Raw genomic sequence first — 22,810 nt, forward strand, 5'->3', positions numbered from 1 at the left:
TTGCCAAGGGAGGTCGGCCCCACTAATGGCCGCCTCCCGCAAGCAGGGCGCTTAGCCTTGCTGGCATGATGACTGGCTCGGGGCCTTAGCTCAGCTGGGAGAGCGCAACACTGGCAGTGTTGAGGTCAGCGGTTCGATCCCGCTAGGCTCCACCAGTCATCCTGATCAAAGTCGAAAAAGCCGATCCCCCGGTGGGACGTTTTTCGCAACGCTGGCCGACGAGGTTTCGTCCGCCGGCGTTTTTCGCATTTTCCGGGCGGCCAAGGCTCCCGGCAGGAGACGTTGGCGATGTTCGATACGCTGTCCGACCGCCTTGGCGGGGTGTTCGACAAGCTCAAGGGCCGCGGCGCGCTGCGTGAGCAGGACGTGCGCGACGCCATGCGCGAAGTGCGCATCGCGCTGCTCGAAGCCGACGTTGCGCTCCCCGTTGCCCGCCGCTTCATCGATTCCGTCACCGAAAAGGCTGTCGGCCAGGATGTCCTGAAGTCGGTCACTCCCGGCCAGATGGTCATCAAGATCGTCCATGACGAGCTGGTCGAGACGCTGGGCGGCATGGAGGTCGAAGGCCTCAAGCTCGATGCGAAGCCGCCGGTCGTGATTATGATGGTCGGCCTCCAAGGCTCGGGCAAGACCACCACCACCGCCAAGCTCGCCAAGCTGATCCGCGAGCGCCACGGCAAGAAGGCGCTGATGGCCTCGCTCGACGTGAACCGTCCGGCCGCGCAGGAGCAGCTGGCGGTGCTCGGCGGGCAGGTCGATGTCGCGACCCTGCCGATCATCGCAGGCCAGCAGCCGGTCGATATCGCCCGCCGCGCGATGGAAGCCGCGCGGCTCCAGAACTTCGACGTGCTGCTGCTCGATACCGCGGGCCGCCTGCATGTCGACGATGCGCTGATGGCCGAGATGAAGGCCGTCGCCAGCGTTTCGGCGCCCAACGAAGTGCTGCTGGTGGTCGATTCGCTCACCGGGCAGGACGCGGTCAACGTCGCGCAGTCCTTCACCAGTGAAGTGCCGCTCACCGGCGTGGTGCTGACCCGCATGGACGGCGATGCCCGCGGCGGTGCGGCTCTTTCGATGCGCGCGGTTACCGGCAAGCCGATCAAGTTTGCCGGCACCGGCGAAAAGCTCGACGCGATCGAGCCCTTCCGCCCCGGCTCTGTCGCCGACCGCATCCTCGGCATGGGCGACGTCGTCAGCCTCGTCGAAAAGGCTGCGGCGACGATCAAGGAAGAGGACGCCGAAAAGCTCGCGCGCAACCTCGAAAAGGGCAAGTTCGATCTCGACGATCTCGCCATGCAGCTGAAGCAGATGCGCGGCATGGGCGGGCTGGGGATGCTCGCCGGCATGATGCCGGGCATGAAGAAGGCCAAGCAGGCCATGCAGGCGAGCGGCATGGACGACAAGGTGCTGGTCCACATGGAAGCGATCATCTCCTCGATGACCGCCAAGGAACGCGCCAACCCCGACCTGATGAACGCCAAGCGCAAGAAGCGCGTTGCGGCGGGCAGCGGGACCGACGTGCAGACGGTCAACAAGGTGCTCAAGATGCACCAGGAAATGTCGCGCGCGATGAAGCAGATCAAGAAGATGGGCGGATTGAAGGGTCTCGCCGCGATGTTCGGCGGCGGGGGCGGCGGTCCGATGGGTGGCGGCATGGGCGGACTTCCGCCCGGTGGCCTGCCCGGCCTCGGCGGCGGCGGGATGGGCGGCCTCCCCGGTCTCGGTGGCCCGCCCCGCAAGAAATAGTTTCAAGCCAGAAGTTTCAGTTCAACAGTTCAAGTTCAATCGAAAGGTAACATCATGTCGATTTCCATCCGGCTCTCGCGCGGCGGTGCCAAGAAGCGTCCCTACTACCGCATCGTCGTCGCCAACAGCCGCTCGCCCCGCGACGGCAAGTATCTTGAGCAGATCGGCACCTACAACCCGCTGCTCGCTAAGGATTCGGGTGAGCGCGTGAAGCTCAACGAAGATCGCGCCCGCTACTGGCTGGGCGTCGGCGCACAGCCGACCGACCGCGTTGCCCGCTTCCTCGATGCCGCCGGCATTCAGGAGCGTGCGGCCCGCGTGAACCCCAAGAAGGGCGAGCCGGGCGAGAAGGCCAAGGAGCGCACCGAAGAGCGTGCTGCCAAGATCGCCGAGGCCGAAGAAGCCAAGCGCGCGGCCGAAGAAGAAGCCAAGGCCGCCGCTGCTGCCCCGGCTGAAGAAGCTCCGACTGAAGAAGCCCCCGCCGAGGAAGCGCCCGCTGCCGAAGAAGCGCCTGCTGAAGAAGCGGCCACCGAAGAGCAGGCCGAAGGCTAAGCCATGAGCCCCAAGCCCGTCACCCTCGCCGCCATCATCGGCGCGCACGGGGTGGCGGGCGAGGTGCGTCTGAAGCTGTTTGGCGAGGGCGTTGCGACACTCGCCAAGCACAAGAGCTTCAACGACGGCGCGCTCACGCTGGTAAAGGTGCGCGACGACGGCAAGGGCGGCGGGATCGCCCGCTTTGCCCAAAGCACCACCCGCGCCGATGCCGAAAGGCTGCGCGGCACCGCGCTTACCGTTCCGCGTGAGGCGTTGCCGCCCCTGGGAGAGGGCGAATTCTACCACGCAGACCTGCTCGGACTGCCGGTGGTCACCGACGCGGGCGATGCTGTCGGCACCGTTCTCGCCATCGAAAACTTCGGCGCGACCGACATCATCGAGATTACACTCGACCCCGTCCCCGAAAAGGGGCCCAAGACTTTCATGGTCCCGATGATCCCCGCCGCCGTGATCGGCTGGGGCGACAAGCAGCTTGTGATCAGCGCCGATTTCGCCGATAATTGACGGTGTGAGTTCGCCCCGCGACGACGCCCTCTGGCAACGCATCGCCGACCACCACATCGGCCCTCCCGACGCATCGCTGACCTTTGCCGCCCGGCTCGCCCGCGAGAACCGCTGGAGTCCCGACCATGCCGAGAGGGTGATCGGCGAGTACAAGCGCTTCTGCTATCTCGCGGTCACCGCGGGGCACCCGGTCACCCCTTCCGATGCCGTGGATCAGGCCTGGCACCTCCACCTCACCTACAGCCGCGATTACTGGGAGCGTTTCTGCCCCGACATTCTGCGCGCCGATCTGCACCACGGCCCCACGGCAGGCGGGCCGGTCGAGCGCGAGCGGTATTACCGACAATATGCCGATACGCTCGCAGCTTACGAGGCGGCCTTCGGCGCGGTGCCGCCGGCCGACATTTGGCCGAACGCGCATAGGCGTTTTGCGGTCGACCCGGGGGGAGTTCGCGTTAACTTTTTCGGTGGTATCATGCTTCCACGCCGGGTCGCGCTGGCGCTTGCCATCGCTGTCTTCATGGCAGGGTGGCTTGCGGGAAGGATCATGTGATGGAGCTGTTCTCGTCCTGGACGGGCAGCGACTTTCTGCTGTTTTACAGCGTCATGCTCGCGCTGGCGAGCGCGCTGGCGTGGCGGCTGCCCGCTGTCCTGCGCGAAGCGGGGCGGCGCGGCGAGGCCCACGATCTCGAAAGCGTGGCGGTGCTGGTGGGCGGACGGCAACGCCTGGCCGATTCGCTGCTGGCCGATCTCTATGTGCGCGGTGCGCTGGTCGAGGCGGACAAGGGCAAGTTGCGGATTGCCGCGCGCGATTATCCGGTCACCCCGGCCGGACAGGCGTTGCTGGCAACCGACGCGCCGCTGACGCTCGCCGAAGCGCGCCGGGCTGTCGCCGTCCATGCCGAGCGGGTGGCGGCGCGTCTATGCCGGGCGGGGCTTCTGCTGCGTCCCGAAGAGCACACCCGGCTGCGGCTGATCGCGATCCTGCCCTTCGTCATGCTGATTTTGATCGGTCTCTACCGCCAGCGGGCCGGAAGTGCGCTGGGTGAGCCGACCGGCTTTCTCGTCGCGCTGCTGGTGCTAACGGTGGTGTTGGCGGTGATGCGCTACGCCACCTGCGACCCGCGCACGGCGGCAGGCGCGGCGGCGATGCGGGACCTGCGGCACCGCAACGGCCGTCTCAATCAGGCCCCGCGCCCGGATGAGGCAGCTATGGCGGTCGCGCTGTTCGGCACCGGCGTACTGGTCGGCACGCCATGGGAGCCGGTCCATGCGCTGCGCCAGCAAAGCGGCGACGGCGGCGGGGCTGATGGCAGCAGCGACGGCGGTTCGGGCTGCGGCGGCGGCTGCGGCGGTTGCGGAGGCTGAGTTGCGCGCGTAAGCGGCGGGCATGACCACGACCCTCCGCTCTTTGGCCGTCGCCGTCGTGCAGGCCGCACCTGTTCCGCTCGATTTTCAGGGCGGGATCGACAAGGCTCTGCGTCTGGCCCGCGAGGCGGTGGAGAGCGGCGCGAAGGTGGTCGCTTTCGGCGAGACCTTTCTGGGGGGCTATCCGTTGTGGCTCGATGATGCGCCGGGCGCAGGCCTGTGGGATCATCCCGGCACCAAGGCGCTGCACCGGATCATGCTCGAGCAGGCAGTGGTGCCGGGTGACGAGCGGCTCTTGCCCTTGCAGGAACTGGCCTATGCGAGCGGGGCAATCATTTCCATTGGCGCCCATGAGCGGGTGCGGCGGAGCCTCGTCAACAACCAGCTGACCTTTCGCCCCGGCCTGCCGGTGATGGATCACCGCAAGCTTGTGCCGACGCACACCGAACGCCTGATCTGGGCGCGCGGTGATGGCTCGACGCTGGGGGTGCATCAGGCCGAATGGGGCCGCCTCGGCACCCTGATCTGCTGGGAGCACTGGATGCCGCTCGCCCGCGCGGCCATGCATAACCTCGGCGAGGATGTGCACGTCGCCGCCTGGCCGACGGTGCGCGAGAGCCACCAGATCGCCTCACGGCACTATGCGATGGAGGGGCGCTGCTTTGTGCTAGCGGCGGGGCTGGTGCAGACGAAGGACGATCTGTTCGACGGGCTGGAGCGGGTCGGCGGTGATGATGCGGCGCGCGAATTGCTCGAAGCCATCCCCGGCGAGGTGCTCAACCGCGGCGGCTCCCTGATCGCCGCCCCCGACACCCGCGTGATCGCGCAGGCAGGCGAGGGGGAGGAGACGCTCTTCGCCGAACTCGATCTGGGCGAAGTGGCCGAGGGGCTGGCAAACCTCGACACCGACGGGCATTATTCGCGGCCGGATGTGTTTGAGTTGTCGGTTGATACGCGGTCGAAAGACGGGGTGGCATGGCTTTAAGGATGCTTGCTGCAACCGCCACAGTTGCAATCGCGCCGTCGCCAGCACCAACTTCTTCCGGCGATGTGATCGGGATGGCCGGGGTTCTTGTGGTGGCCGCTTTTGTCGCTTGGCGAGGCGCCATCCTTCTGCATCGGTTGATGCCGCCAAGCCGATATCTGCTCGGCATTGTCATAGCGGGACTCATGCCGTTGCTCTTCGTTCTTTGTCTGCTCATTCTCATTCTGGCTAAGACTGATGGTGTCACACTTGAGAATGCTGCGGCTGCGCTCTCGCGCATGCCGATAAGGGGGCGAATGCTGTTGGCTGGACTGCTGGTAGTAGGGTTTGGCGTTGCATCTGCGACTATCGGGATGCGTCGACGCCGAGATGCGCTCCGATCAAGGACTGACATCGGAACTTTCCAATGACCTTCGCCGCCACCATCCTCACGCTCTACCCGGAGATGTTTCCCGGGCCGCTCGGGCAGTCCATCGCGGGCCGCGCGCTCGCCGAGGGCAAGTGGGCCTGCGAGACGGTGCAGATCCGCGACTTCGCCACCGACAAGCACCGCACCGTCGACGATACGCCTGCGGGCGGCGGGGCGGGGATGGTGCTGAAGTGCGATGTGCTGGCGCGGGCTTTGGATAGTGTTCAAGAGCCCCTTCCCTTGGGGGAAGGGGTTGGGGATGGGGGTTCGGCGGTTGAGGGCCTTTCTGTCCCAGAAACCTCGAACACCCACCCCCCGACCCCCTCTCTCAAGGGAGGGGGAGACGTGCGCCCCATCCTCGCCATGACCCCGCGCGGAAAACCCATCACGCAAGCCCGCATCCGCGAACTCGCCTCAGGCCCTGGCGTCATCATCCTGTGCGGGCGGTTCGAAGGCTTCGACGAGCGCCTGTTCGAGGCCCGGCCGGAGATCGAGCAAGTCTCCCTCGCCGACATCGTCCTCTCCGGCGGCGAGATGGCGGCGCTGACCATCCTTGACGCTTGCATTCGCCTCATTCCCGGCGTAATGGGCGCGGCCTTGAGCGGGGCGGAGGAGTCGTATGAAAACGGCCTTCTCGAATACCCGCACTACACCCGACCTGTTGAATGGGAAGGGCGCACGATCCCCGAAGTGCTGCGATCGGGGGATCATGCGAAGATCGCGGCGTGGCGCAAGCTGCAAAGCGAGAACGACACACGGTCACGCAGGCCGGACTTGTGGGAGCGCCATGAGGGCGCTCGGGTCCAACCTGCCTCTGGCGCGCGGCGCAAAAGCAAGGAACCGGACCAGTGAACCTGATCCAGCAGATTGAAGCCGAAGAAATCGCCAAGTCCGGCAAGGACATCCCCGAATTCCGCGCGGGCGACACCGTCCGCGTCGGCGTGAAGGTGAAAGAAGGCAACCGCGAGCGTATTCAGAACTATGAAGGCGTCGTGATCGCCCGTTCGAACCGCGGCATGGGTTCGAACTTCACCGTGCGCAAGATGAGCTTCGGTGAGGGCGTCGAGCGCGTCTTCCCGCTCTATTCGCCGATCGTCGAGAGCATCACCGTGGTCCGCCGCGGCGTGGTGCGTCGCGCCAAGCTCTATTACCTGCGCGGCCGCACCGGCAAGAGCGCGCGTATCGTCGAGCGCAAGATGAACGCTCCCAAGGCGTAAGGTCTTTTCGGCCCAAGAAATTGCGAAGGGCGGCTCCGCGAGGGGCCGCCCTTTTCGTTTGTGCCTCTTGCCTTTGGCCCGCGCGGTTGCGAGGAACGGGGCGCGCCGCAACCTGTGCGGTCTGCGATGACGAGGTGAGCTTTGGATGCGTTCGGTTCTTGCTGCGGTTGCCCTTTCCCTCTCCACCTGTCTGACAATGCCCGCGCTGGCGGAGACCGCCACCATGGCTGAGGCTGCACCTGCGCTTACCTTCGAGCGGGTCTTCGCTTCCCCCGGCCTCGATGGCCCGGCCCCCCGTCAGGTGAAGCTGTCGCCCGATGGGCGCTATCTCACGCTGCTGCGCAATCGCGCCGACGATCGCGACCGCTACGACTTGTGGGGGTATGACATCGACACCCGCGAATGGCGGATGCTGGTGGATTCCGAGGCGCTCGGCAGTGGGCGCGAACTCTCGGAAGACGAGAAGATGCAGCGCGAGCGCGCGCGCGTCGGCAGTCTCAAGGGGATCATCTCCTACCAGTGGGCGAGCGACGGCAGCGGCGTGCTGGTGCCGCTGGATGGCGATCTGTTCCTCGCCAAACTCGATGGCACGGTGACGCAGCTGACCGATACCGAGGGGACGGAACTCAACCCACAATTGTCGCCCAAGGGCGGCATGGTCAGCTTCGTGCGCGACCGGCGGCTGTGGGTCGGCCCGGTCGGCGGCGAGGCGCAGCCAATCACTCCGGCAGGCGAGGCCGAGACGATCCGCTGGGGCGAGGCGGAATTCGTCGCGCAGGAGGAAATGGCGCGGCTGCAAGGCTATTGGTGGAGCCCGGACGACAGCCGGATCGTCGTCCAGCGCACCGATGAAGCCGCCGTCGGCATCGTCACCCGCGCGGCGATCGGTGCGACGGGCACCAAGGTGTTCGACCAGCGCTATCCGGCGGCGGGCACCGACAATGCGGTGGTCGAACTCTACGTGATGAACCCGGACGGGACGGGGAGCGTGAAGGTCGATCTCGGCGTCGATCTCGATATCTACGTCGCGCGGGTCGACTGGGCGCCCGATGGCAGCGCGATCTATGTCCAGCGGCAGGACCGCGCGCAGACGAAGATCGATGTGCTCAAGATCGATCCCGCCACCGGCGCCTCGCAGATATGGTTCACCGAAGACGCCGCGCGGCCCGATTACTGGGTGAACCTCTCGGACAATTACCGATTCCTCAAGGATGGCAGCCTGCTGTGGTGGTCGGAGCGGGACGGCTACGGCCATTTCTACCGCTATGCGGGCGGCCAGTGGCAGCAGCTCACGCGCGGCACCTCGCCCACGACAAGCCTTGTCGGTGTGGACGAGGCGGCGGGCACCTTCACCTATCAGGCGACGGCGGACGTCCTCACCCAGCAGATCTACCGCGCGCGTCTGGACGGGACGGGGGAGCCGGAACTGCTCACCGATCCCGCTTTCACCAATTTCGCGAGCATGGATGGGGCGGGGCGGCTGCTCTACGTCTCGCGCTCCAGCCCGACCCAGCCGCCGCAGTCCTATCTGGCGACGCCCGATGGCGCGCGGGTGGCCTGGATCGAGGAGAACCGGGTCGAGGGCGATCACCCCTATGCGCCCTTCCTCGCCAGCCATATCACCCCCGAATTCGGCACCATCGCCGCCGAGGACGGCACGCCGCTGCACTGGATGATGCTGAAGCCCAAGATGGAGAAGGGCAAGCGTTACCCGGTGTTCTTTAGCCATTACGGCGGGCCGGGGCCGCAGATGGTGACCAGGGGCTGGGGCGGGGCGCTCGCGCAGTCGATCGTCGACAAAGGCTATGTCTATTTCGTGCTCGACAATCGCGGCTCGGCCAACCGGGGGGTGGACTTCGAACAGCCGCTCTACCGCGCGATGGGCGGGGCCGAGGTGCGCGATCAGAAGGCGGGGGCGGAGTGGCTGAAGAGCCTCGATTTCGTCGATCCCGACAAGATCGCAATCTATGGCTGGTCCTATGGCGGCTACATGACATTGAAGCAGCTGGAGGCCGATCCGGGCCTTTATGCGGCGGGTATCTCCGGCGCACCGGTGACCCGCTGGGAGCTCTACGACACCCACTACACCGAACGCTACATGGGCGATCCCCGCGAAGTGCCCGAGGCCTACAAAATGGCCAGCGCCATCCCCGATGCCACAAAAATCAGCGATCCGCTGCTGCTGATCCACGGCATGGCGGACGACAATGTGGTGTTCGAAAACTCCTCGGAACTCATTAGCGTGCTTCAGGAGAGCAACACGCCCTTCGAGATGATGCTCTACCCCGGCTACACCCACCGCGTCTCCGGCCCGAAGATCGGCCCGCACGTGTGGAACAGCATTGTCCGCTTTCTGGAAGCGCACGAGGTGACGCCGCCGAAGTAGACGGGCAAGTAAGTATAGGTCTGCGCAAAGACGAATGATGTTGCGCTAGGGCCAGCGCGCGCTATCTCGCACCTGCGAATTCATAGGAGAATGCCAAGTGGGTTACCGGGTGGCAGTGGTCGGCGCGACCGGCAATGTCGGACGCGAAATGATGCAGGTTTTGGCCGAACGCGAGTTTCCGTGCGACGAGGTCGCCGCGGTGGCCTCGCCGCGTTCGACCGGCACCGAAGTCGAATTCGGCGACACCGGCAAGATGCTCAAGTGCAAGAACATCGAGCATTTCGACTTTGCCGGATGGGACATCGCGTTGTTCGCGGCAGGCTCCGGCCCGGCCAAGGAATATGCCCCCAAGGCGGCCGCCGCCGGGTGCATCGTGATCGACAATTCCTCGCTCTACCGCATGGACCCGGACATTCCGCTGATCGTGCCGGAGGTGAACCCCGACGCGATCGACGACTATGCTAAGCGCAACATAATCGCCAACCCCAACTGCTCGACCGCGCAGCTGGTGGTGGCGCTGAAGCCGCTCCACGATGCCGCGACGATCAAGCGCGTGGTGGTATCGACATACCAGTCCGTTTCGGGCGCGGGCAAGGCGGGGATGGACGAGCTCTTCGCCCAGAGCCGCGCGATCTTCGTCGGCGATCCGCTTGAGCCGCAGAAGTTCACCAAGCAGATCGCCTTCAACGTCATTCCCCACATCGACACCTTCCTCGACGATGGTTCGACCAAGGAGGAATGGAAGATGGTGGTCGAGACCAAGAAGATCCTCGACCCCAAAATCAAGCTGACCGCGACCTGCGTGCGCGTGCCCGTATTTGTCGGCCACTCGGAAGCGGTCAATATCGAATTCGAGAACGAGCTTTCCGCCGAAGCCGCGATGGACATCCTGCGCGAAGCCCCTGGCGTGATGCTGATCGACAAGCGCGAGGACGGCGGATACGTCACCCCGATCGAATGCGTCGGCGATGCCGCCACTTTCGTCAGCCGCGTGCGCGACGATCCGACGGTGGAGCACGGGATCACTCTGTGGTGCGTCTCGGACAACCTGCGGAAAGGTGCCGCGCTCAACGCGGTGCAGATCGCCGAACTGCTCGGGCGGCGGCATCTCAAGAAGGGTTGATCCCGTCACCATGCCGCCGCTCCCAAGGGCGCAGGCCGCGATGCTGGCGGTGGTGGCGCTCGGCGTCCCGCTGAGCGCCTGGGGTGCGCTCTATCCGGGCAATACGTGGTTGCAGGTGGGGCCAGTGGCAATCGGCCTGCCTTTCGTGTGGCGCGCGCTGCGCCTTAGGCCGGTGAGCAACGCGTCGGCCGCCTGCATGACCGCGTTCGTGCTGCTGCACCTCTTCGCCGCGCGCTGGTCCTACAGCTTCGTGCCCTATGGCGAGTGGCTTCCCGCGCTCGCGAGCGATCGCAACCATTTCGACCGGTTGGTCCACTTCGCCTTCGGCGCGCTGGCGATGGTGCCGCTGGTCGAGGCGGGGGCGCGTTATTGGGGGCTCTCGGATCGGATGGCACTGGTTTTCGCCGTCACCGCCGTGTTGGCGCTGGGCGGTCTCTACGAGATCTTCGAATGGAGCCTGACCCTCGCGCTCGCCCCCGAAGCTGCCGGAGCCTACAACGGCGAGCAGGGCGACATGTTTGACGCGCAGAAGGATATGGCGCTAGCGGGGCTCGGCGCGGTGCTGGCGCTGCCTTGGGTGCGCGGCGCGGCATGGTGGAAAGGGACGGAGCGATGACGATGCGGATGCCACTCCTGATCCTGGCCGGCGCGCTCGCGCTGGCGGGTTGCGACAGCGGCGAGGTGCCGAGCCCGGCCGAGCGTCAGCAGGGCGAGGGCGCGCAGGCACCGGTCGCCGCCGACAGGGTCGAAATGCGCGGCGAAGGCCTCACCGCCGGGGCCGAAGCGTTCTACTTCGCTGCCGGTCAGCAGGAGGTCGAAGCCGCGCTCGCCGCCGCGCTCGGGCCGGTGTTGCGGACGGGCGAGAACCCCGAATGCGGGGCAGGCCCCGTGACCTTCACCGATTTCGCCGGCGGGCTGACCGCGCATTTTCAGGAAGGGCGCCTCGTCGGCTGGAACTGGCACCTGCCGCAGGATGGCGACGCTGCGGCACGCGGGACGATCCGGCTACCCGGCGATGTCCAGCTGGGATCGCCCCGCGCGACGCTCGAAGCCGCGCCGGGCTTCGCCAAGATCGAAGGCAGCACGCTGGGCGAGGAATTCGCGCTCGGCGAGAGGATCGGCGGCTTCGTCACGGGCGACAAGGTCGAGATGCTCTATGCGGGCACGCAGTGCTTCTTCCGCTGAGCCCGCGATGACCGAGAGACACGATTTCGCCAGCTTCGACGGCACCCGGCTCGCCTATCATACCGAGGGCGAGGGGCGTCCGGTGATTCTGCTCCACGGGCTGTTTTCCTCCTCGCAGATGAACTGGATCAAATGGGGCCACGGCGTGCGGCTCGCGGCGGCGGGATTTCGGGCGATCATGCTCGATTTCCGTGTCCACGGGGACAGCGAGGCGCCGCGCGGGCCAAGTGCCTATCCCCGCGGCGTGCTGGTGCGCGATGCCGCCGCGCTGGCCGAGCATCTAGCGCTGGAGCCAGGCGGCTTCGACCTCGTCGGCTTCTCGCTCGGCGCGCGCACCGCGATCCATGCGGTCGCCCACGGCATTCTCGAACCGCGCCGGTTGGCGCTGTGCGGCATGGGCGTGGCTGGACTTGCCGGGTGGGAGCGGCGCGCGGATTTCTTCAAGCGCGTGATCGACGAATTCGACACCATCCGTCCCGGCGACCCGGCCTTTACCGCGCGCACTTTCCTGAAATCGCAGGGGATCGACCGGATCGCCGCGCGGCTGCTGCTCGATGCGATGGACGATTTCGACCTCGCGCTTCTCGCCAATGTCACCATGCCGGTCGCGGCGATCTGCGGCGATGCGGATGATGACAATGGCTCGGCGAGCGAGCTTGCCGCGCTGCTCCCGGATGCGCGCTATATCGAGGTGCCCGGCACGCATATGAACAGCGTGACGCGGCCCGAACTGGGCGAGGCGATCGTCGGCTTCCTCGCAGCTTGACGCAGGCGGGTTGATTCCCGCGCCCTCCCGGTTCAAACCCCCGCCATTGTCACACGACTGACGGGAAAACTGACGCATGAAATTCTCCGCCCCCCTTCTGAAGGGCGCTGTCGCCGCGCTCGCGATTGCCGCTGCCACCCCGCTTGCCGCGCACACCGCCGAGGCCGCGCCCGCTGCCGAAGCCGCCCTGACCCCCGAGGACGCGCGCGCCTGGCTCGCCAAGGTCGAGGCCGATCTCGCCGCCTTCTCGGTCGAAAATTCGCACATCTCGTGGATCAACGCGACCTATATCAACCACGATACCGACACGATGGCCGCGCAGTACGGCGCTGAATTGACGGTCAAGCAGGTCGGCTATGCCGCCGAGGCCGCGCGCTATGCGCAGGTCGAAGGGCTCGATGCCGAAACCCGCCGCAAGCTCGACATGCTGCGCAATTCGGTGCTGCTGCCCGCCCCCAGCCGCGATGGCGCGGCCGAGGAGCTGAACGCCATCGCCACGCGCCTTGGCTCGGCCTATGGGCGGGGCAAGGGCACGCTTAATGGCGAGCCGATCAATGGCAGCGATATCGAGGCCGAGATGGGCAACCTCGAACGCACGCCGGCCGAGCTCAAGGAAATGTGGGCGAGCTGGCACGACAATGTCGGCGCGCCGATGCGCGAGGACTATGCGCGCATGACCGCGCTCGCCAACGAAGGCGCCAAGGAACTGGGCTTTGCCGATTTCGGCGCGATGTGGCGTTCGGGCTACGACATGCCGCCCGAAGAGTTCGCCGCCGAGACCGAGCGGATGTGGCAGGAGGTGAAGCCGCTCTACATCGCGCTCCACACCTATGTGCGCCGCAAGCTCAACGAGAAATACGGCGATGCCGTGCAGCCGCGCACCGGCCCGATCCGCGCCGATCTGCTCGGCAATATGTGGGCGCAGGAATGGGGCAATATCTATCCGCTGGTCGCCCCCGAGGGCGCGGGCGATATCGGCTATGACCTCACCGAGCTGATCGCGCAGAAGAAGCTCGATGCCGTCGGCATGACCAAGGTGGGCGAGCAGTTCTTCTCCTCGCTCGGCTTCGCGCCGCTGCCCGAAACCTTCTGGGAGCGCAGCCAGTTTACCAAGCCCGCCGACCGCGAGGTGGTGTGCCACGCCTCGGCCTGGAACATCGACAATGTCGACGATCTGCGCATCAAGATGTGCATCAAGGAAAACGCCGACGATTTCATCACAATCCACCATGAGCTGGGCCACAACTACTACCAGCGCGCCTACAACAAGCAGGACTACCTCTATCTGACGGGAGCGAATGACGGGTTCCACGAGGCGATCGGCGACATGATCGCGCTGTCGATCACGCCGGAATATCTGGTGCAGATCGACATGCTCGATCCCAAGGATGTGCCGAGCGCCGACAAGGACATTGGCCTCCTGCTGCGTCAGGCGATGGACAAGGTCGCCTTCCTGCCCTTCGGCCTGCTGCTCGATCGCTATCGCTGGGGGCTGTATGACGGCTCGATCCCCGAAGCCGCGATGAACACCGGGTGGAACGAGCTGCGCCGCGACTATCAGGGCGTTGTCCCGCCGGTGGAGCGGCCGGCGGATGGGTTTGACGCAGGCGCGAAGTACCACATTCCCGGCAATGTCAGCTACACCCGCTACTTCCTTGCGCGGCTGCTCCAGTTCCAGTTCTACAAGGCCGCCTGCGACACCGCCGGGTGGGAAGGGCCGCTGCACCGCTGCTCGTTCTACGGCAACAAGGAGGTCGGCACGAAGCTGAACGCGATGCTGGAGATGGGCGCGTCCAAGCCGTGGCCCGATGCGCTCGAAGCCTTCACCGGCGAGCGGCAGATGTCGGGCAAGGCGATGGCGGAGTACTTTGCGCCGCTCAAGGCGTGGCTCGACGAGCAGAACAAGGGTGAGACCGCAGGTTGGTAAGCGCGCGCGCGCCGATGGTGGTGGGCTGGCGCGAGCTCGTCAGCCTGCCCGAGCTTGGCCTTGCGGGTATCCCCGCCAAGATCGACACCGGCGCGCGCACCTCCTCGCTCCATGCCCATGTGCTCGAGGATTTTCTGCGCGGCGACGAACGGTTCGTGCGCTTCGCCGTCGACTGGGGTGGGGAGCGCCACCATTGCGAGGCGGTGCATGTCGATGTGCGTGGCATCACCTCCTCGAACGGGGATACACAGCGGCGCTTTGTCATCAAGACGCCGCTGACTATCGGTAATCTCACCTTCCGGGCGGAGATCAGCCTTGCGAACCGATCCCAGATGCAATTCCCCATGCTCATCGGGCGCACCGCGCTCCGGCGGCGGATGGTGGTGGATAGTGGTCATTCGTGGCTGCAATCGCCTGCGAATGCGGATAAGGGGCCGGGCCGCCGGTAGAATGCCGGTTTCGAAAGGTCTTTCATGAAAATCGCGATGCTGGCGCGCAACGCCAATCTCTATTCGCACCAGCGCCTGAAAGAGGCGGCCGAGGCGCGCGGCCATAGCCTCGACATCCTCAACACGCTGCGCTGCACGGTGCACATTGCCAGCCACCGGCCGCAAGTGTTCTACAATGGCGCGCCGATCGAGAATTACGACGCGGTGATTCCGCGCATCGGGGCCTCGATCACCAATTATGGCCTCGCGATCCTCCGCCAGTTCGAGATGCGCGGGATTTGGTCACTGAACGAGAGCGTCGCCATCGGCCGCAGCCGCGACAAGCTGCGCAGCTTGCAGATCCTCGCCAAGCACGGGCTAGGACTGCCACTGACAGCCTACGCCAACGACCCCAAACAGGCCGAGGAGATCATCCGCGCGGTCAAGGGCCCGCCGGTGGTGATCAAGCTGATCGAGGGCACGCAGGGCATCGGTGTGGTGCTGGCCGAAACGATGAGCAGCGCGAAATCGGTGATCGAGGCGTTTCGCGGGGCCAACGTCAACATTCTGGTGCAGGAATTCATCAAGGAAGCCGGCGGCACCGATATTCGCGCGCTGGTGGTGGGCGGCAAGGTGGTCGCCGCGATGCAGCGCACCGGCGCGCCGGACGAGTTCCGCTCCAACCTCCACCGCGGCGGCAGCGCAAAGGTGATCAAGATCACCCCCGAAGAACGCTCGACCGCAGTGCGCGCGGCCAAGCGCATGGGGCTGAACGTGTGCGGGGTCGACATGCTGCGGAGCAATCACGGCCCCGTCATCATGGAGGTCAATTCCTCGCCCGGCCTCGAAGGCATCGAAAGCGCGACTGGCAAGGATGTGGCGGGCCTGATCGTCGATTTCATCGTCGCCAATGCCAGGGGCGGGGCGACCAAGACCAAGGGGCAGGGATAGGGCCAGCGCCTGCCCCTGCCACTGACACTTACCGGAACGGCGGCTCGTTAAAGGCGCGCAGTTTCCGCGAGTGGAGCCGGTCGCCCTCGTCGCGCAGCATCGCGCAGGCAACGATGCCCATCTGCAGGTGCGCGGCGATGGCCTCTTCGTAGAACTTGTTCGCCTGCCCCGGCAGCTTGATCTCTCCGTGGAGCGGCTTGTCCGACACGCACAGCAGCGTCCCGTAAGGCACCCGGAAGCGGTAGCCTTGCGTTGCAATCGTGGCGCTCTCCATGTCGATCGCGATCGCGCGGCTTTGCGAGAAGCGCTTGGCCGAGGAGGAATAGCGCAGCTCCCAGTTGCGATCGTCGGTGGTGACGACCGTGCCGGTGCGCATCCGCTGCTTGAGGTTGGCACCCTGCACGCCCGCAACTTCCTCGGCCGCGGTGGCCATCGCCTGCTGCACTTCGGCAATCGGCGGGATCGGCACTTCGGGCGGCAGCACCGGATCAAGCACGTGATCGTCGCGCAGGTAAGCGTGGGCGAGCACGAAGTCACCGATCTTCTGGGTCGAGCGCAGCCCGCCGCAGTGGCCGATCATCAGCCAAGCATGGGGGCGTAGCACCGCGAGGTGATCGCAGATGGTCTTGGCGTTGGAGGGGCCGACGCCGATATTGACCAGCGTGATCCCGCGCCCGTCCTCGCGGATGAGGTGATAGGCCGGCATCTGATGGCGGCGCCATGCGGTGTCGTTGAGCTGATCCTGCGCGTGGGCGGTCGGCTCACGGATGTCGAGCCCCGCCGCACCGGTCAGGGCGACATAGCCGTCCTGCCCGATCTGCGCCGCACCCCAGTTCACGAATTCATCGACATAGCGGTGATAGTTGGTGAACAGGATGAAGTCCTGAAAATCGCTCACTTCGCTGCCGGTGTAATGCTTGAGCCGGGCGAGCGAGTAATCGGTGCGCAGGCCATCGAACAGCGACAGCGGCATGTCCTGATCTTCGGCGAACTCGATCCCGTCGGCCAGTTCGTCTCCGATCAGCGCGAGGTCGGTCGAGGGGAAGTGCGCGGCGATTTCCTGCGGCGAAATGCCGACCATCGCCGCCCCGGCCTCGCCATCGAGCACATAGGGGAAGGGGATTTCCTGCCGCGAGCGCTCTACCGTGACCTCGACCTCGTAGGCGCTGCCGATCAGGGTCAGCTGTTCGGTCAGGTAATGCGCGAAAAGATCGGGACGGGTGATGGTGGTGGTGTAGGTGCCCGGCATTTCGAGCCGCCCGAAGGCACGGCTGCGATCGTGCGGCGCGCCGATTCCGGCATAGCGCAAGGTGATCTGCGGATAGGCGTAGCTGCCGTCCTCGCGCTTGCGCTGCGGGGGCACCGTGCCGTCGCGCCCGAAGGCGATCACATCGTCGCGCAAGGCGCGCACCGCTTCGTCATAGTGCTGCTGGAGGGCATCAAGAATGGCGGGAATGTCGATCATGGCAGTTGCTCTGCTCCTTTGTTGTTATCGTTGTGTGGCAGCACCTTCGCGCGAGTGGGTACTGTTTACAAGAAGGGCGCGAAGATCGAGGTGATCTTCGCGCCCTGCTGTGTTTCTGGCCGTGAGGCGGAAGGATCAGGCGTCGTCGCCGTCTTCCATCAGTTCGGCCGGGATTTCGCCGGGCTCGAGACCGGTCTCGATGCGGGTCGCATCGGCCTGCTCCTCGATCGCGCGCTGTTCGTCTTCGAACATCTGCGCGAGCACGTCGACGCCTTCGCTCTGCAGCTTGGCTTCGTCGTCCGAACGGGCGACATTGGCCTTCACCGTCACGCGCACTTCGGGGTGCAGGGCGATGGTGACATCGTGCATCCCGATCGCCTTGATCGGCGAGCCCATGATGACCATGCGCTTGTCGATCTGGTGGCCCTGATCGGCAAGCCCGGCAACGATGTCGCGCACGCTGACCGAACCGTAGAGCTGACCGGCGTTCGAGGCGGCGCGGATCAGCACCACTTCGGCGCCTGCCACCTTTTCACCCTGCTTTTCAGCATCGGTGCGGCGTTCGGCGTTTTCCTTTTCGAGGCGTTCGCGGTTGGCTTCGAAGACCTTCTTGTTGGCTTCGTTGGCGCGAAGGGCCTTCTTCTGCGGGAGCAGGAAGTTGCGCGCATAGCCATCCTTCACGGTGACGACGTCACCGATCGAGCCGAGCTTTTCGATGCGCTCAAGGAGAATGATATCCATGTGTCCTTCTCCTCTTACTTCACGATGAAGGGCAGCAGGCCGATCTGGCGCGCGCGCTTGATCGCCTGGGCCAGTTCACGCTGCTTCTTCGCCGAAACGGCGGTGATGCGCGACGGCACGATCTTGCCACGCTCGGACATGAAGCCCTGCAGCAGGCGCATGTCCTTGTAATCGATCTTGGGGGCATCCTTGGCCGCGAACGGGCAGGACTTGCGGCGGCGGAAAAACGGGCGGGCCATCAGTCGCGCTCCTCACGGGTTTCGCGGCGCTTACGCTCGCGTTCGTTCTTGCGCATCATCACGCTCGGGCCTTCCTCGTGCTCGTCCACGCGGATGGTCATGTAGCGGATGACGTCTTCGTTGATGCGGGTCTGGCGCTCGAGCTCGGCAACGACCGAGCCGGGGGCGTCGATGTTGAGCAGCACGAAATGCGCCTTGCGGTTGCGCTCGATCTTGTAGGCGAGCGACTTGAGGCCCCAGGTTTCGGTCTTGGTGACCTTGCCGTTGTTGGCTTCGATGATTTCGGTGGCTTGCGCCGCCAGCGCGTCAACCTGAGCCTGGCTCAGATCCTGACGCGCAAGAAAGACGTGCTCGTAGAGCGCCATCTTGCGTCCTTTCACTACCTGCCGATCGCTGGCTGATCCGCGCCATACTGCGCGGGGCCCCTCCGGCTTTCTTCAACATCCGCAAGGGCGCATCCCAAGCGAAGCGCGGCCCCTTACAGCTTTGCCGATGGATTGCAAGTCTTGTCGGCATGGAACCGGACGGGCAGGCGCTGGTTTGGCGCACATGATTCGCGCCAAGGGGAATTGATATGCCGTCAGGACTGGTTGCACTGCTCGATGACATCTCGGTGATCGCCAAGGCGGCCTCCGCCTCGATCGACGACGTCGCAGCCGCCGCGGGGCGCGCGGGGAGCAAGACCGCGGGCGTCGTGATCGACGATGCGGCGGTAACGCCCAGCTACGTCACCGGCCTGTCGCCTGCGCGCGAGCTGCCGATCATCTGGAAGATCACCAAGGGCAGCCTCAAGAACAAGCTCCTGTTCCTGCTGCCCGGCGCCTTGCTGCTCTCCGAGTTCCTGCCGCAGGCGATCATCTGGATCCTGATGCTGGGCGGGGCCTTCCTGTGCTACGAAGGCGCGGAAAAGGTGATGGAAAAGCTCGGCGGGGCCAAGCACGGCGAAACGCTGGAGGACGAAATCAGGGATCCCGTGGCCTTCGAGAACAAGCGGGTGGGCGGCGCGATCCGCACGGACCTTATCCTCTCGGCCGAGATCATGGCAATCGCGCTCAACGAAGTGGCCACCGAGACGCTGGTGACGCGCGGGCTGGTGCTCGCACTGGTTGCGGTGGTGGTGACGCTGGTCGTCTATGGCGCGGTGGGCGTCATCGTGAAGCTCGACGATATCGGGCTCTATCTCACCGAGCAGGCGAGCAATGCCAAGCAGGCCTTCGGTCGCTTCCTGCTGCGCATGGTGCCCAAGCTTCTGGTTGCGCTGTCGCTGATCGGCACGGTGGCGATGCTGTGGGTCGGCGGCGGGATCATCGTCCACGGCACGCACGAGGTGGGCTTCCACGCGATCTACGATGTCGTCCACGGCGCGGAATATGCCGTGAAGGGCGCAGTCGGCGCCGCCGGCGGCGTGCTGGGCTGGGTGACCTATGCTGCGCTTTCCGCGGTGGTCGGCCTGATCCTTGGCAGCATCATTGCCTTCACCTTACACAAAGTGCTGGGTGTGGGCGGCAGCGAGGCGCACTAGGCCCGCGCGCATGACAAAGCCGATCCTCTACACCTGCGCCCGTTCGCGCGGTCTGCGTGCGACCTGGGCGGCGGAGGAGGCGGGGGTCGATATCGACCTTCGCATCCTGCCGTTCCCACCGCGCTATCTCGCGCCCGAGTACATGGGCGTAAACCCGCTCGGCACCGTGCCGATGCTGGTCGATGGCGAGACCCGACTGACCGAAAGCTGCGCGATCGCGCACTACCTCGCCACGCGCAGCGGCACCACCGATCTTGCCATCGCGCCGGGCGAGCGGGACTATGGCGAATACCTCGACTATACCTACCACGCCGATGCGACGATCACCTTCCCGCAGACGGTCTATATGCGCTTCTGCCTGTTCGAGAAGGACAAGGGGCTGGAAGCGGCGGGTGAGGCCTATGCCAAGTGGTTCCATAAGCGGCTGATCAAGGTCGAGCAGCGGCTCGAAGGGCGCGAATATCTGTGCGCCGAGCGCTTCACTGTGGCCGACATCTGCGTCGGCTATGCACTGATTCTGGCCCAGAGCGTCGGGCTGGACGAGGGCGTGCCCGAAAGCCTCAAGGCCTATCGCGAGCGTCTGACCGCGCGGCCTGCTTACGCCCGCGCCGTGGAACGCGAGGAGGCCGGGCGCCGCGCGCTGGAGGCTTAGGCCTCGACCTTCTGACCCTCAGCCTTCCAACCCCAGGCAAGGCGGCAGGGGAGGATGTTGAGCAGCTCGAACCCGTCATCCACCCGATCGAAATGCTGCGCGGTGAGGTGCCGCGCCGACTTGCTGAACTGGTAGGTGAGGAAGGCCCCGCCCGGACGCACCGCTCGTGCGGTCGCCGCCGCGATGCGCGGGCCGACACCATCGGGCAGGGTCGAGAAGGGCAGGCCCGAAAGCACGTAATCCGCCTGTTCGTGGCCGTGCGCGCGGATGATCTCCTCCACATCCTCTGCCGATCCGTGCACCGCGATAAAGCGGCTGTCGCCGATGGTGCGCTTCAGATAGTCGATGAACAGCGGGTTGGTGTCGATCACGATCAGCGTGCCGTCACGCGGCAGGCGGTCGAGCACGGGGCGGCAGAAGGTGCCCACGCCCGGCCCGTATTCGACGAAGAGCTTGCAGCGACCCCAATCGACCGGTGCGAGCATCTTGCGGATCGTGAAGCGCGAGGAGGGGATGATCGAGCCGACCATCACCGGGTGTTCGAGAAAGCCTTGAAAGAAAACGCCCCAGGGGCCGAAAAACCGCTGCACCTTGCGTTTGATGCGCGCCAGACCGCGTTCCCCGGTAAGCTCGTAACCTGCCATGATAGATCAGTTTCCCTTGCCGCGCCCCCGGCGTGAGGACCAATCTGCATGGCCGGGAAATTGCAAATCCCCGGCAGGATTGCAAGGCCTTGGCGCAGCGGGTTGAGGGCATCCGTCAGGCCGTGGCAGGCGCACGATGAATGGCTAATCCGCCGCCTGATCGGGCGAGACGGGCCGGACCGAGAGTTCGCGGCGCAGCAGCTTGCCGATCGGATCGCGCGGCAGCCGATCGACGAATTCGATATAGCGCGGGCGTTTGTATCCGGCGATCTGTCCCTTGAAGCGCTGCGTGATTTCCTCGCGCGTCAGGCTGTGGCCGGGCTTAAGCACTACGAAAGCCTTGACCGCCTCGCCCCATTGGCGGTCGGGCACGCCGCAGCAGCCCGCGTCGGCGACCTCGGGCATGGCGGCGAACACCGCGTCGACTTCGGCCGGATAGACGTTCTCCCCACCGGTCTTGATCAGCTCCTTGGCGCGCCCCAGCAAATAGCCGCGCCCGCTCGCGTCCATTGTGCCGAGGTCGCCCGTGCGGAGCCATCCATGGCCGAGCGCCGCCTCGCTCGCCTCGGGGTTGCGCCAGTAGCCGAGCATCACCGATGGCCCCCGCAGGGCGAGTTCTCCTTCCTCACCCGGGGGCAGGTGGTTCCCCTCGGGGTCGAGCACGGTCATCTGGACATGAGGCAGCGTCCAGCCGATCGAGCGCGGGGCTTCGAGCATCTGCGGATAGTCGATGAAGGTCGCAAAGCCGCAGATCTCGGTCTGGCCATAGCCGCCGACGACACGCGCGTCCCAGTCGCGCTCGATGAATTCGTACATCTGCGGGCGGCCCATCCCGGCACCCCCGGTGTAGTTGGTGAGCGGCATCCGGCCACCGCGCACCGGCTCCATCGCGGCCCACGGGAAGCAGATCGTCGGAAAGGCGCTGGTGGTGGTGCAGCCTTCGCGGTGGAGCAGGTCGAGGATCGCCGCACTGTCATCGTCGCGCCCGGCAAACACGCTGGTGCCCCCGCAGGCGAGCATGGCGGCGACCTGCTGCATTCCGACGACATGGAACAGCGGATTGACCGACAGCAGCACCTCGTCGTGCCGGAACCCGCGATGCTGGGCAAAGCCGAGCCCGCTCGCCGCGACCGCGCTGCCCGCCTGCAGGCAGCCCTTGGGCCTGCCGGTCGTGCCGCTGGTGTACATCATGTAGAGCGGGCGTTCGGGGACGAGGGCAAGGGCTTCGAGCGACCGGGCCGACACTCGGCAATCGGAGACAAGGCTTTCGAACAAGCCGTCGCCGGCGTGGGCCTCGTCGACCTCGTGCACTTCGCCCGCTTGCGCCCCGGCGAGCAGGTCGCGGAAGCGCGGGTTCACGAAAGTCATGGCAGGCTCGGCATCGCCGCAGATCCACGCCAGTTCTGCCGGTGCCAGCCGCCAGTTGAGCAGCACCGCAATCGCCCCGATCCGCCCCGCCGCCAGCAGCACCGTCAGGAACGGCGCACCGTCGGTCAGCAGCAGAGCGATGCGATCTCCCGGCGCAATCCCGCGCGACAGCATCCACCGGGCAAGGCTGGCGACGCGGGCATCGAGCTCGGACCAGGTGAGGCGCTGCGTGCCGTCAACGGTTGCCAGCCGGTGCGCGTGGCGCTGCGCGCAGTTCGCGAGCAGTGTGTCGAGGCTGAAATCGCGCGGGTGCATGGGCGGCGAAGCTACATTCGCGCGGCGGCGCGATCCATCAGCGAATTTGCGAAGGCGGTGCCTCGTCAAGATCGAGCCCGCAGCGGGTGCAGATGCGGTTGGGCCAGATCACCGCGAAGCGCCCGCGGAAGAACGCGTTCTTCCCGCACCTCGGGCAGTTGAAACCGAGAATCGGGCGGTTGACCACGAACAGCAGCACGATGGCCGCGACAAAGGCGAGCGTCGAATGGCCGAACAGCTGGTCGGTCGTCGCGATCAGCAGCAGCGAGAACACGAGCGCTCCTGCCATGTACCACGCATGGCGGCGCGCACGG

General features: G+C 65.8%; 26 protein-coding genes and 1 tRNA gene. 20 read left to right on the forward strand and 7 right to left on the reverse strand.

Annotated elements, in window-relative coordinates; genetic code table 11:
* Nucleotides 1–79: 79 nt before the first annotated feature.
* From E2E27_RS10105 to rimK, 18 genes are all read left to right on the forward strand, one after another.
* Nucleotides 80–155: transfer RNA gene (locus tag E2E27_RS10105), tRNA-Ala, on the forward strand.
* Between the two features lie 133 nt (nucleotides 156–288).
* Entirely contained in the window at nucleotides 289–1,746 is a 1,458-nt protein-coding gene (ffh, locus tag E2E27_RS10110; protein ID WP_141458822.1) for a signal recognition particle protein, read from the forward strand.
* A 54-nt stretch (nucleotides 1,747–1,800) separates the two neighbouring features.
* Entirely contained in the window at nucleotides 1,801–2,298 is a 498-nt protein-coding gene (gene rpsP / locus E2E27_RS10115) for a 30S ribosomal protein S16 (RefSeq protein WP_141458824.1), read from the forward strand.
* A 3-nt stretch (nucleotides 2,299–2,301) separates the two neighbouring features.
* Nucleotides 2,302–2,805, forward strand: coding sequence for a ribosome maturation factor RimM (gene rimM, locus E2E27_RS10120; RefSeq protein ID WP_141458826.1), 504 nt, complete (start codon nucleotides 2,302–2,304; stop codon nucleotides 2,803–2,805).
* 4 nt (nucleotides 2,806–2,809) lie between these two features.
* Nucleotides 2,810–3,358 (forward strand): glycine-rich domain-containing protein, encoded by a 549-nt coding sequence (locus E2E27_RS10125; protein WP_141458828.1) that lies wholly within the window; start codon nucleotides 2,810–2,812, stop codon nucleotides 3,356–3,358.
* On the forward strand, nucleotides 3,358–4,173 hold the full coding sequence (locus E2E27_RS10130; RefSeq protein WP_141458830.1) for a TIGR04222 domain-containing membrane protein: 816 nt from the start codon (nucleotides 3,358–3,360) through the stop codon (nucleotides 4,171–4,173). The genes E2E27_RS10125 and E2E27_RS10130 overlap by 1 nt, the downstream gene beginning before the upstream one ends.
* 22 nt (nucleotides 4,174–4,195) lie before the next feature.
* Nucleotides 4,196–5,158: a carbon-nitrogen hydrolase family protein gene (locus E2E27_RS10135; protein WP_141458832.1), complete on the forward strand. Its 963-nt coding sequence runs from the start codon at nucleotides 4,196–4,198 to the stop codon at nucleotides 5,156–5,158.
* A gap of 2 nt (nucleotides 5,159–5,160) precedes the next feature.
* Nucleotides 5,161–5,568 carry a hypothetical protein gene (locus E2E27_RS10140; protein ID WP_141458834.1) on the forward strand — a complete coding sequence of 136 codons (408 nt, stop codon included), beginning with the start codon at nucleotides 5,161–5,163 and terminating at the stop codon, nucleotides 5,566–5,568.
* Complete coding sequence (trmD, locus tag E2E27_RS10145) at nucleotides 5,565–6,419, forward strand: tRNA (guanosine(37)-N1)-methyltransferase TrmD (protein WP_141458836.1); 855 nt, start codon at nucleotides 5,565–5,567, stop codon at nucleotides 6,417–6,419. Before E2E27_RS10140 ends, trmD begins: the two co-directional genes overlap by 4 nt.
* Nucleotides 6,416–6,784, forward strand: a complete 369-nt coding sequence (gene rplS / locus E2E27_RS10150; protein WP_086607785.1) for a 50S ribosomal protein L19 — start codon at nucleotides 6,416–6,418, stop codon at nucleotides 6,782–6,784. Before trmD ends, rplS begins: the two co-directional genes overlap by 4 nt.
* 145 nt (nucleotides 6,785–6,929) lie before the next feature.
* Nucleotides 6,930–9,170 carry a DPP IV N-terminal domain-containing protein gene (locus E2E27_RS10155; protein WP_141458838.1) on the forward strand — a complete coding sequence of 747 codons (2,241 nt, stop codon included), beginning with the start codon at nucleotides 6,930–6,932 and terminating at the stop codon, nucleotides 9,168–9,170.
* Between the two features lie 97 nt (nucleotides 9,171–9,267).
* Nucleotides 9,268–10,293: an aspartate-semialdehyde dehydrogenase gene (locus E2E27_RS10160; protein WP_141458840.1), complete on the forward strand. Its 1,026-nt coding sequence runs from the start codon at nucleotides 9,268–9,270 to the stop codon at nucleotides 10,291–10,293.
* 10 nt (nucleotides 10,294–10,303) lie between these two features.
* Nucleotides 10,304–10,909 (forward strand): DUF2238 domain-containing protein, encoded by a 606-nt coding sequence (locus tag E2E27_RS10165; protein ID WP_141458842.1) that lies wholly within the window; start codon nucleotides 10,304–10,306, stop codon nucleotides 10,907–10,909.
* Nucleotides 10,910–10,911: 2 nt separating this feature from the next.
* Nucleotides 10,912–11,478 (forward strand): aspartate-semialdehyde dehydrogenase, encoded by a 567-nt coding sequence (locus E2E27_RS10170; RefSeq protein WP_141458844.1) that lies wholly within the window; start codon nucleotides 10,912–10,914, stop codon nucleotides 11,476–11,478.
* 7 nt (nucleotides 11,479–11,485) lie between these two features.
* Entirely contained in the window at nucleotides 11,486–12,244 is a 759-nt protein-coding gene (locus E2E27_RS10175) for an alpha/beta fold hydrolase (RefSeq protein WP_141458846.1), read from the forward strand.
* Nucleotides 12,245–12,320: 76 nt separating this feature from the next.
* Complete coding sequence (locus E2E27_RS10180) at nucleotides 12,321–14,171, forward strand: M2 family metallopeptidase (RefSeq protein WP_141458848.1); 1,851 nt, start codon at nucleotides 12,321–12,323, stop codon at nucleotides 14,169–14,171.
* Nucleotides 14,165–14,620, forward strand: coding sequence for an ATP-dependent zinc protease family protein (locus tag E2E27_RS10185; protein WP_502705515.1), 456 nt, complete (start codon nucleotides 14,165–14,167; stop codon nucleotides 14,618–14,620). Before E2E27_RS10180 ends, E2E27_RS10185 begins: the two co-directional genes overlap by 7 nt.
* A 24-nt stretch (nucleotides 14,621–14,644) precedes the next feature.
* On the forward strand, nucleotides 14,645–15,550 hold the full coding sequence (gene rimK / locus E2E27_RS10190) for a 30S ribosomal protein S6--L-glutamate ligase (RefSeq protein WP_141458850.1): 906 nt from the start codon (nucleotides 14,645–14,647) through the stop codon (nucleotides 15,548–15,550).
* 28 nt (nucleotides 15,551–15,578) lie between these two features.
* Here rimK and E2E27_RS10195 read toward each other — a convergent pair whose 3' ends face one another.
* From E2E27_RS10195 to rpsF, 4 genes are all read right to left on the reverse strand, one after another.
* Nucleotides 15,579–17,015 (reverse strand): AMP nucleosidase, encoded by a 1,437-nt coding sequence (locus E2E27_RS10195; RefSeq protein WP_141458852.1) that lies wholly within the window; start codon nucleotides 17,013–17,015, stop codon nucleotides 15,579–15,581.
* Nucleotides 17,016–17,150: 135 nt separating this feature from the next.
* A complete protein-coding gene (gene rplI, locus E2E27_RS10200; protein WP_141458854.1) occupies nucleotides 17,151–17,756 on the reverse strand; it encodes a 50S ribosomal protein L9 in 606 nt (201 codons plus the stop codon).
* 14 nt (nucleotides 17,757–17,770) lie between these two features.
* On the reverse strand, nucleotides 17,771–17,995 hold the full coding sequence (gene rpsR / locus E2E27_RS10205) for a 30S ribosomal protein S18 (RefSeq protein WP_141458856.1): 225 nt from the start codon (nucleotides 17,993–17,995) through the stop codon (nucleotides 17,771–17,773).
* Complete coding sequence (gene rpsF / locus E2E27_RS10210; protein WP_141461782.1) at nucleotides 17,995–18,360, reverse strand: 30S ribosomal protein S6; 366 nt, start codon at nucleotides 18,358–18,360, stop codon at nucleotides 17,995–17,997. Before rpsF ends, rpsR begins: the two co-directional genes overlap by 1 nt.
* Nucleotides 18,361–18,569: 209 nt before the next feature.
* Here rpsF and E2E27_RS10215 point away from each other — a divergent pair, with 209 nt between their 5' ends.
* Nucleotides 18,570–19,517, forward strand: coding sequence for a DUF808 domain-containing protein (locus E2E27_RS10215; RefSeq protein ID WP_141458859.1), 948 nt, complete (start codon nucleotides 18,570–18,572; stop codon nucleotides 19,515–19,517).
* Nucleotides 19,518–19,527: 10 nt separating this feature from the next.
* Nucleotides 19,528–20,169 (forward strand): glutathione S-transferase family protein, encoded by a 642-nt coding sequence (locus tag E2E27_RS10220; protein ID WP_141458861.1) that lies wholly within the window; start codon nucleotides 19,528–19,530, stop codon nucleotides 20,167–20,169.
* Here the strand turns inward: E2E27_RS10220 and E2E27_RS10225 are convergent.
* The 3 genes from E2E27_RS10225 to E2E27_RS10235 form a co-directional block, all read right to left on the reverse strand.
* Nucleotides 20,166–20,813 (reverse strand): class I SAM-dependent methyltransferase, encoded by a 648-nt coding sequence (locus E2E27_RS10225; protein WP_141458863.1) that lies wholly within the window; start codon nucleotides 20,811–20,813, stop codon nucleotides 20,166–20,168. The two genes, E2E27_RS10220 and E2E27_RS10225, sit on opposite strands and share 4 nt — an antisense overlap.
* A gap of 144 nt (nucleotides 20,814–20,957) precedes the next feature.
* Nucleotides 20,958–22,496: a class I adenylate-forming enzyme family protein gene (locus tag E2E27_RS10230; RefSeq protein ID WP_141458865.1), complete on the reverse strand. Its 1,539-nt coding sequence runs from the start codon at nucleotides 22,494–22,496 to the stop codon at nucleotides 20,958–20,960.
* 37 nt (nucleotides 22,497–22,533) lie between these two features.
* Complete coding sequence (locus E2E27_RS10235; protein ID WP_141458867.1) at nucleotides 22,534–22,785, reverse strand: hypothetical protein; 252 nt, start codon at nucleotides 22,783–22,785, stop codon at nucleotides 22,534–22,536.
* Between the last annotated feature and the right edge of the window lie 25 nt (nucleotides 22,786–22,810).

Origin of the sequence: Porphyrobacter sp. YT40, from assembly GCF_006542605.1 — a bacterium.
GTDB lineage: Bacteria > Pseudomonadota > Alphaproteobacteria > Sphingomonadales > Sphingomonadaceae > Erythrobacter.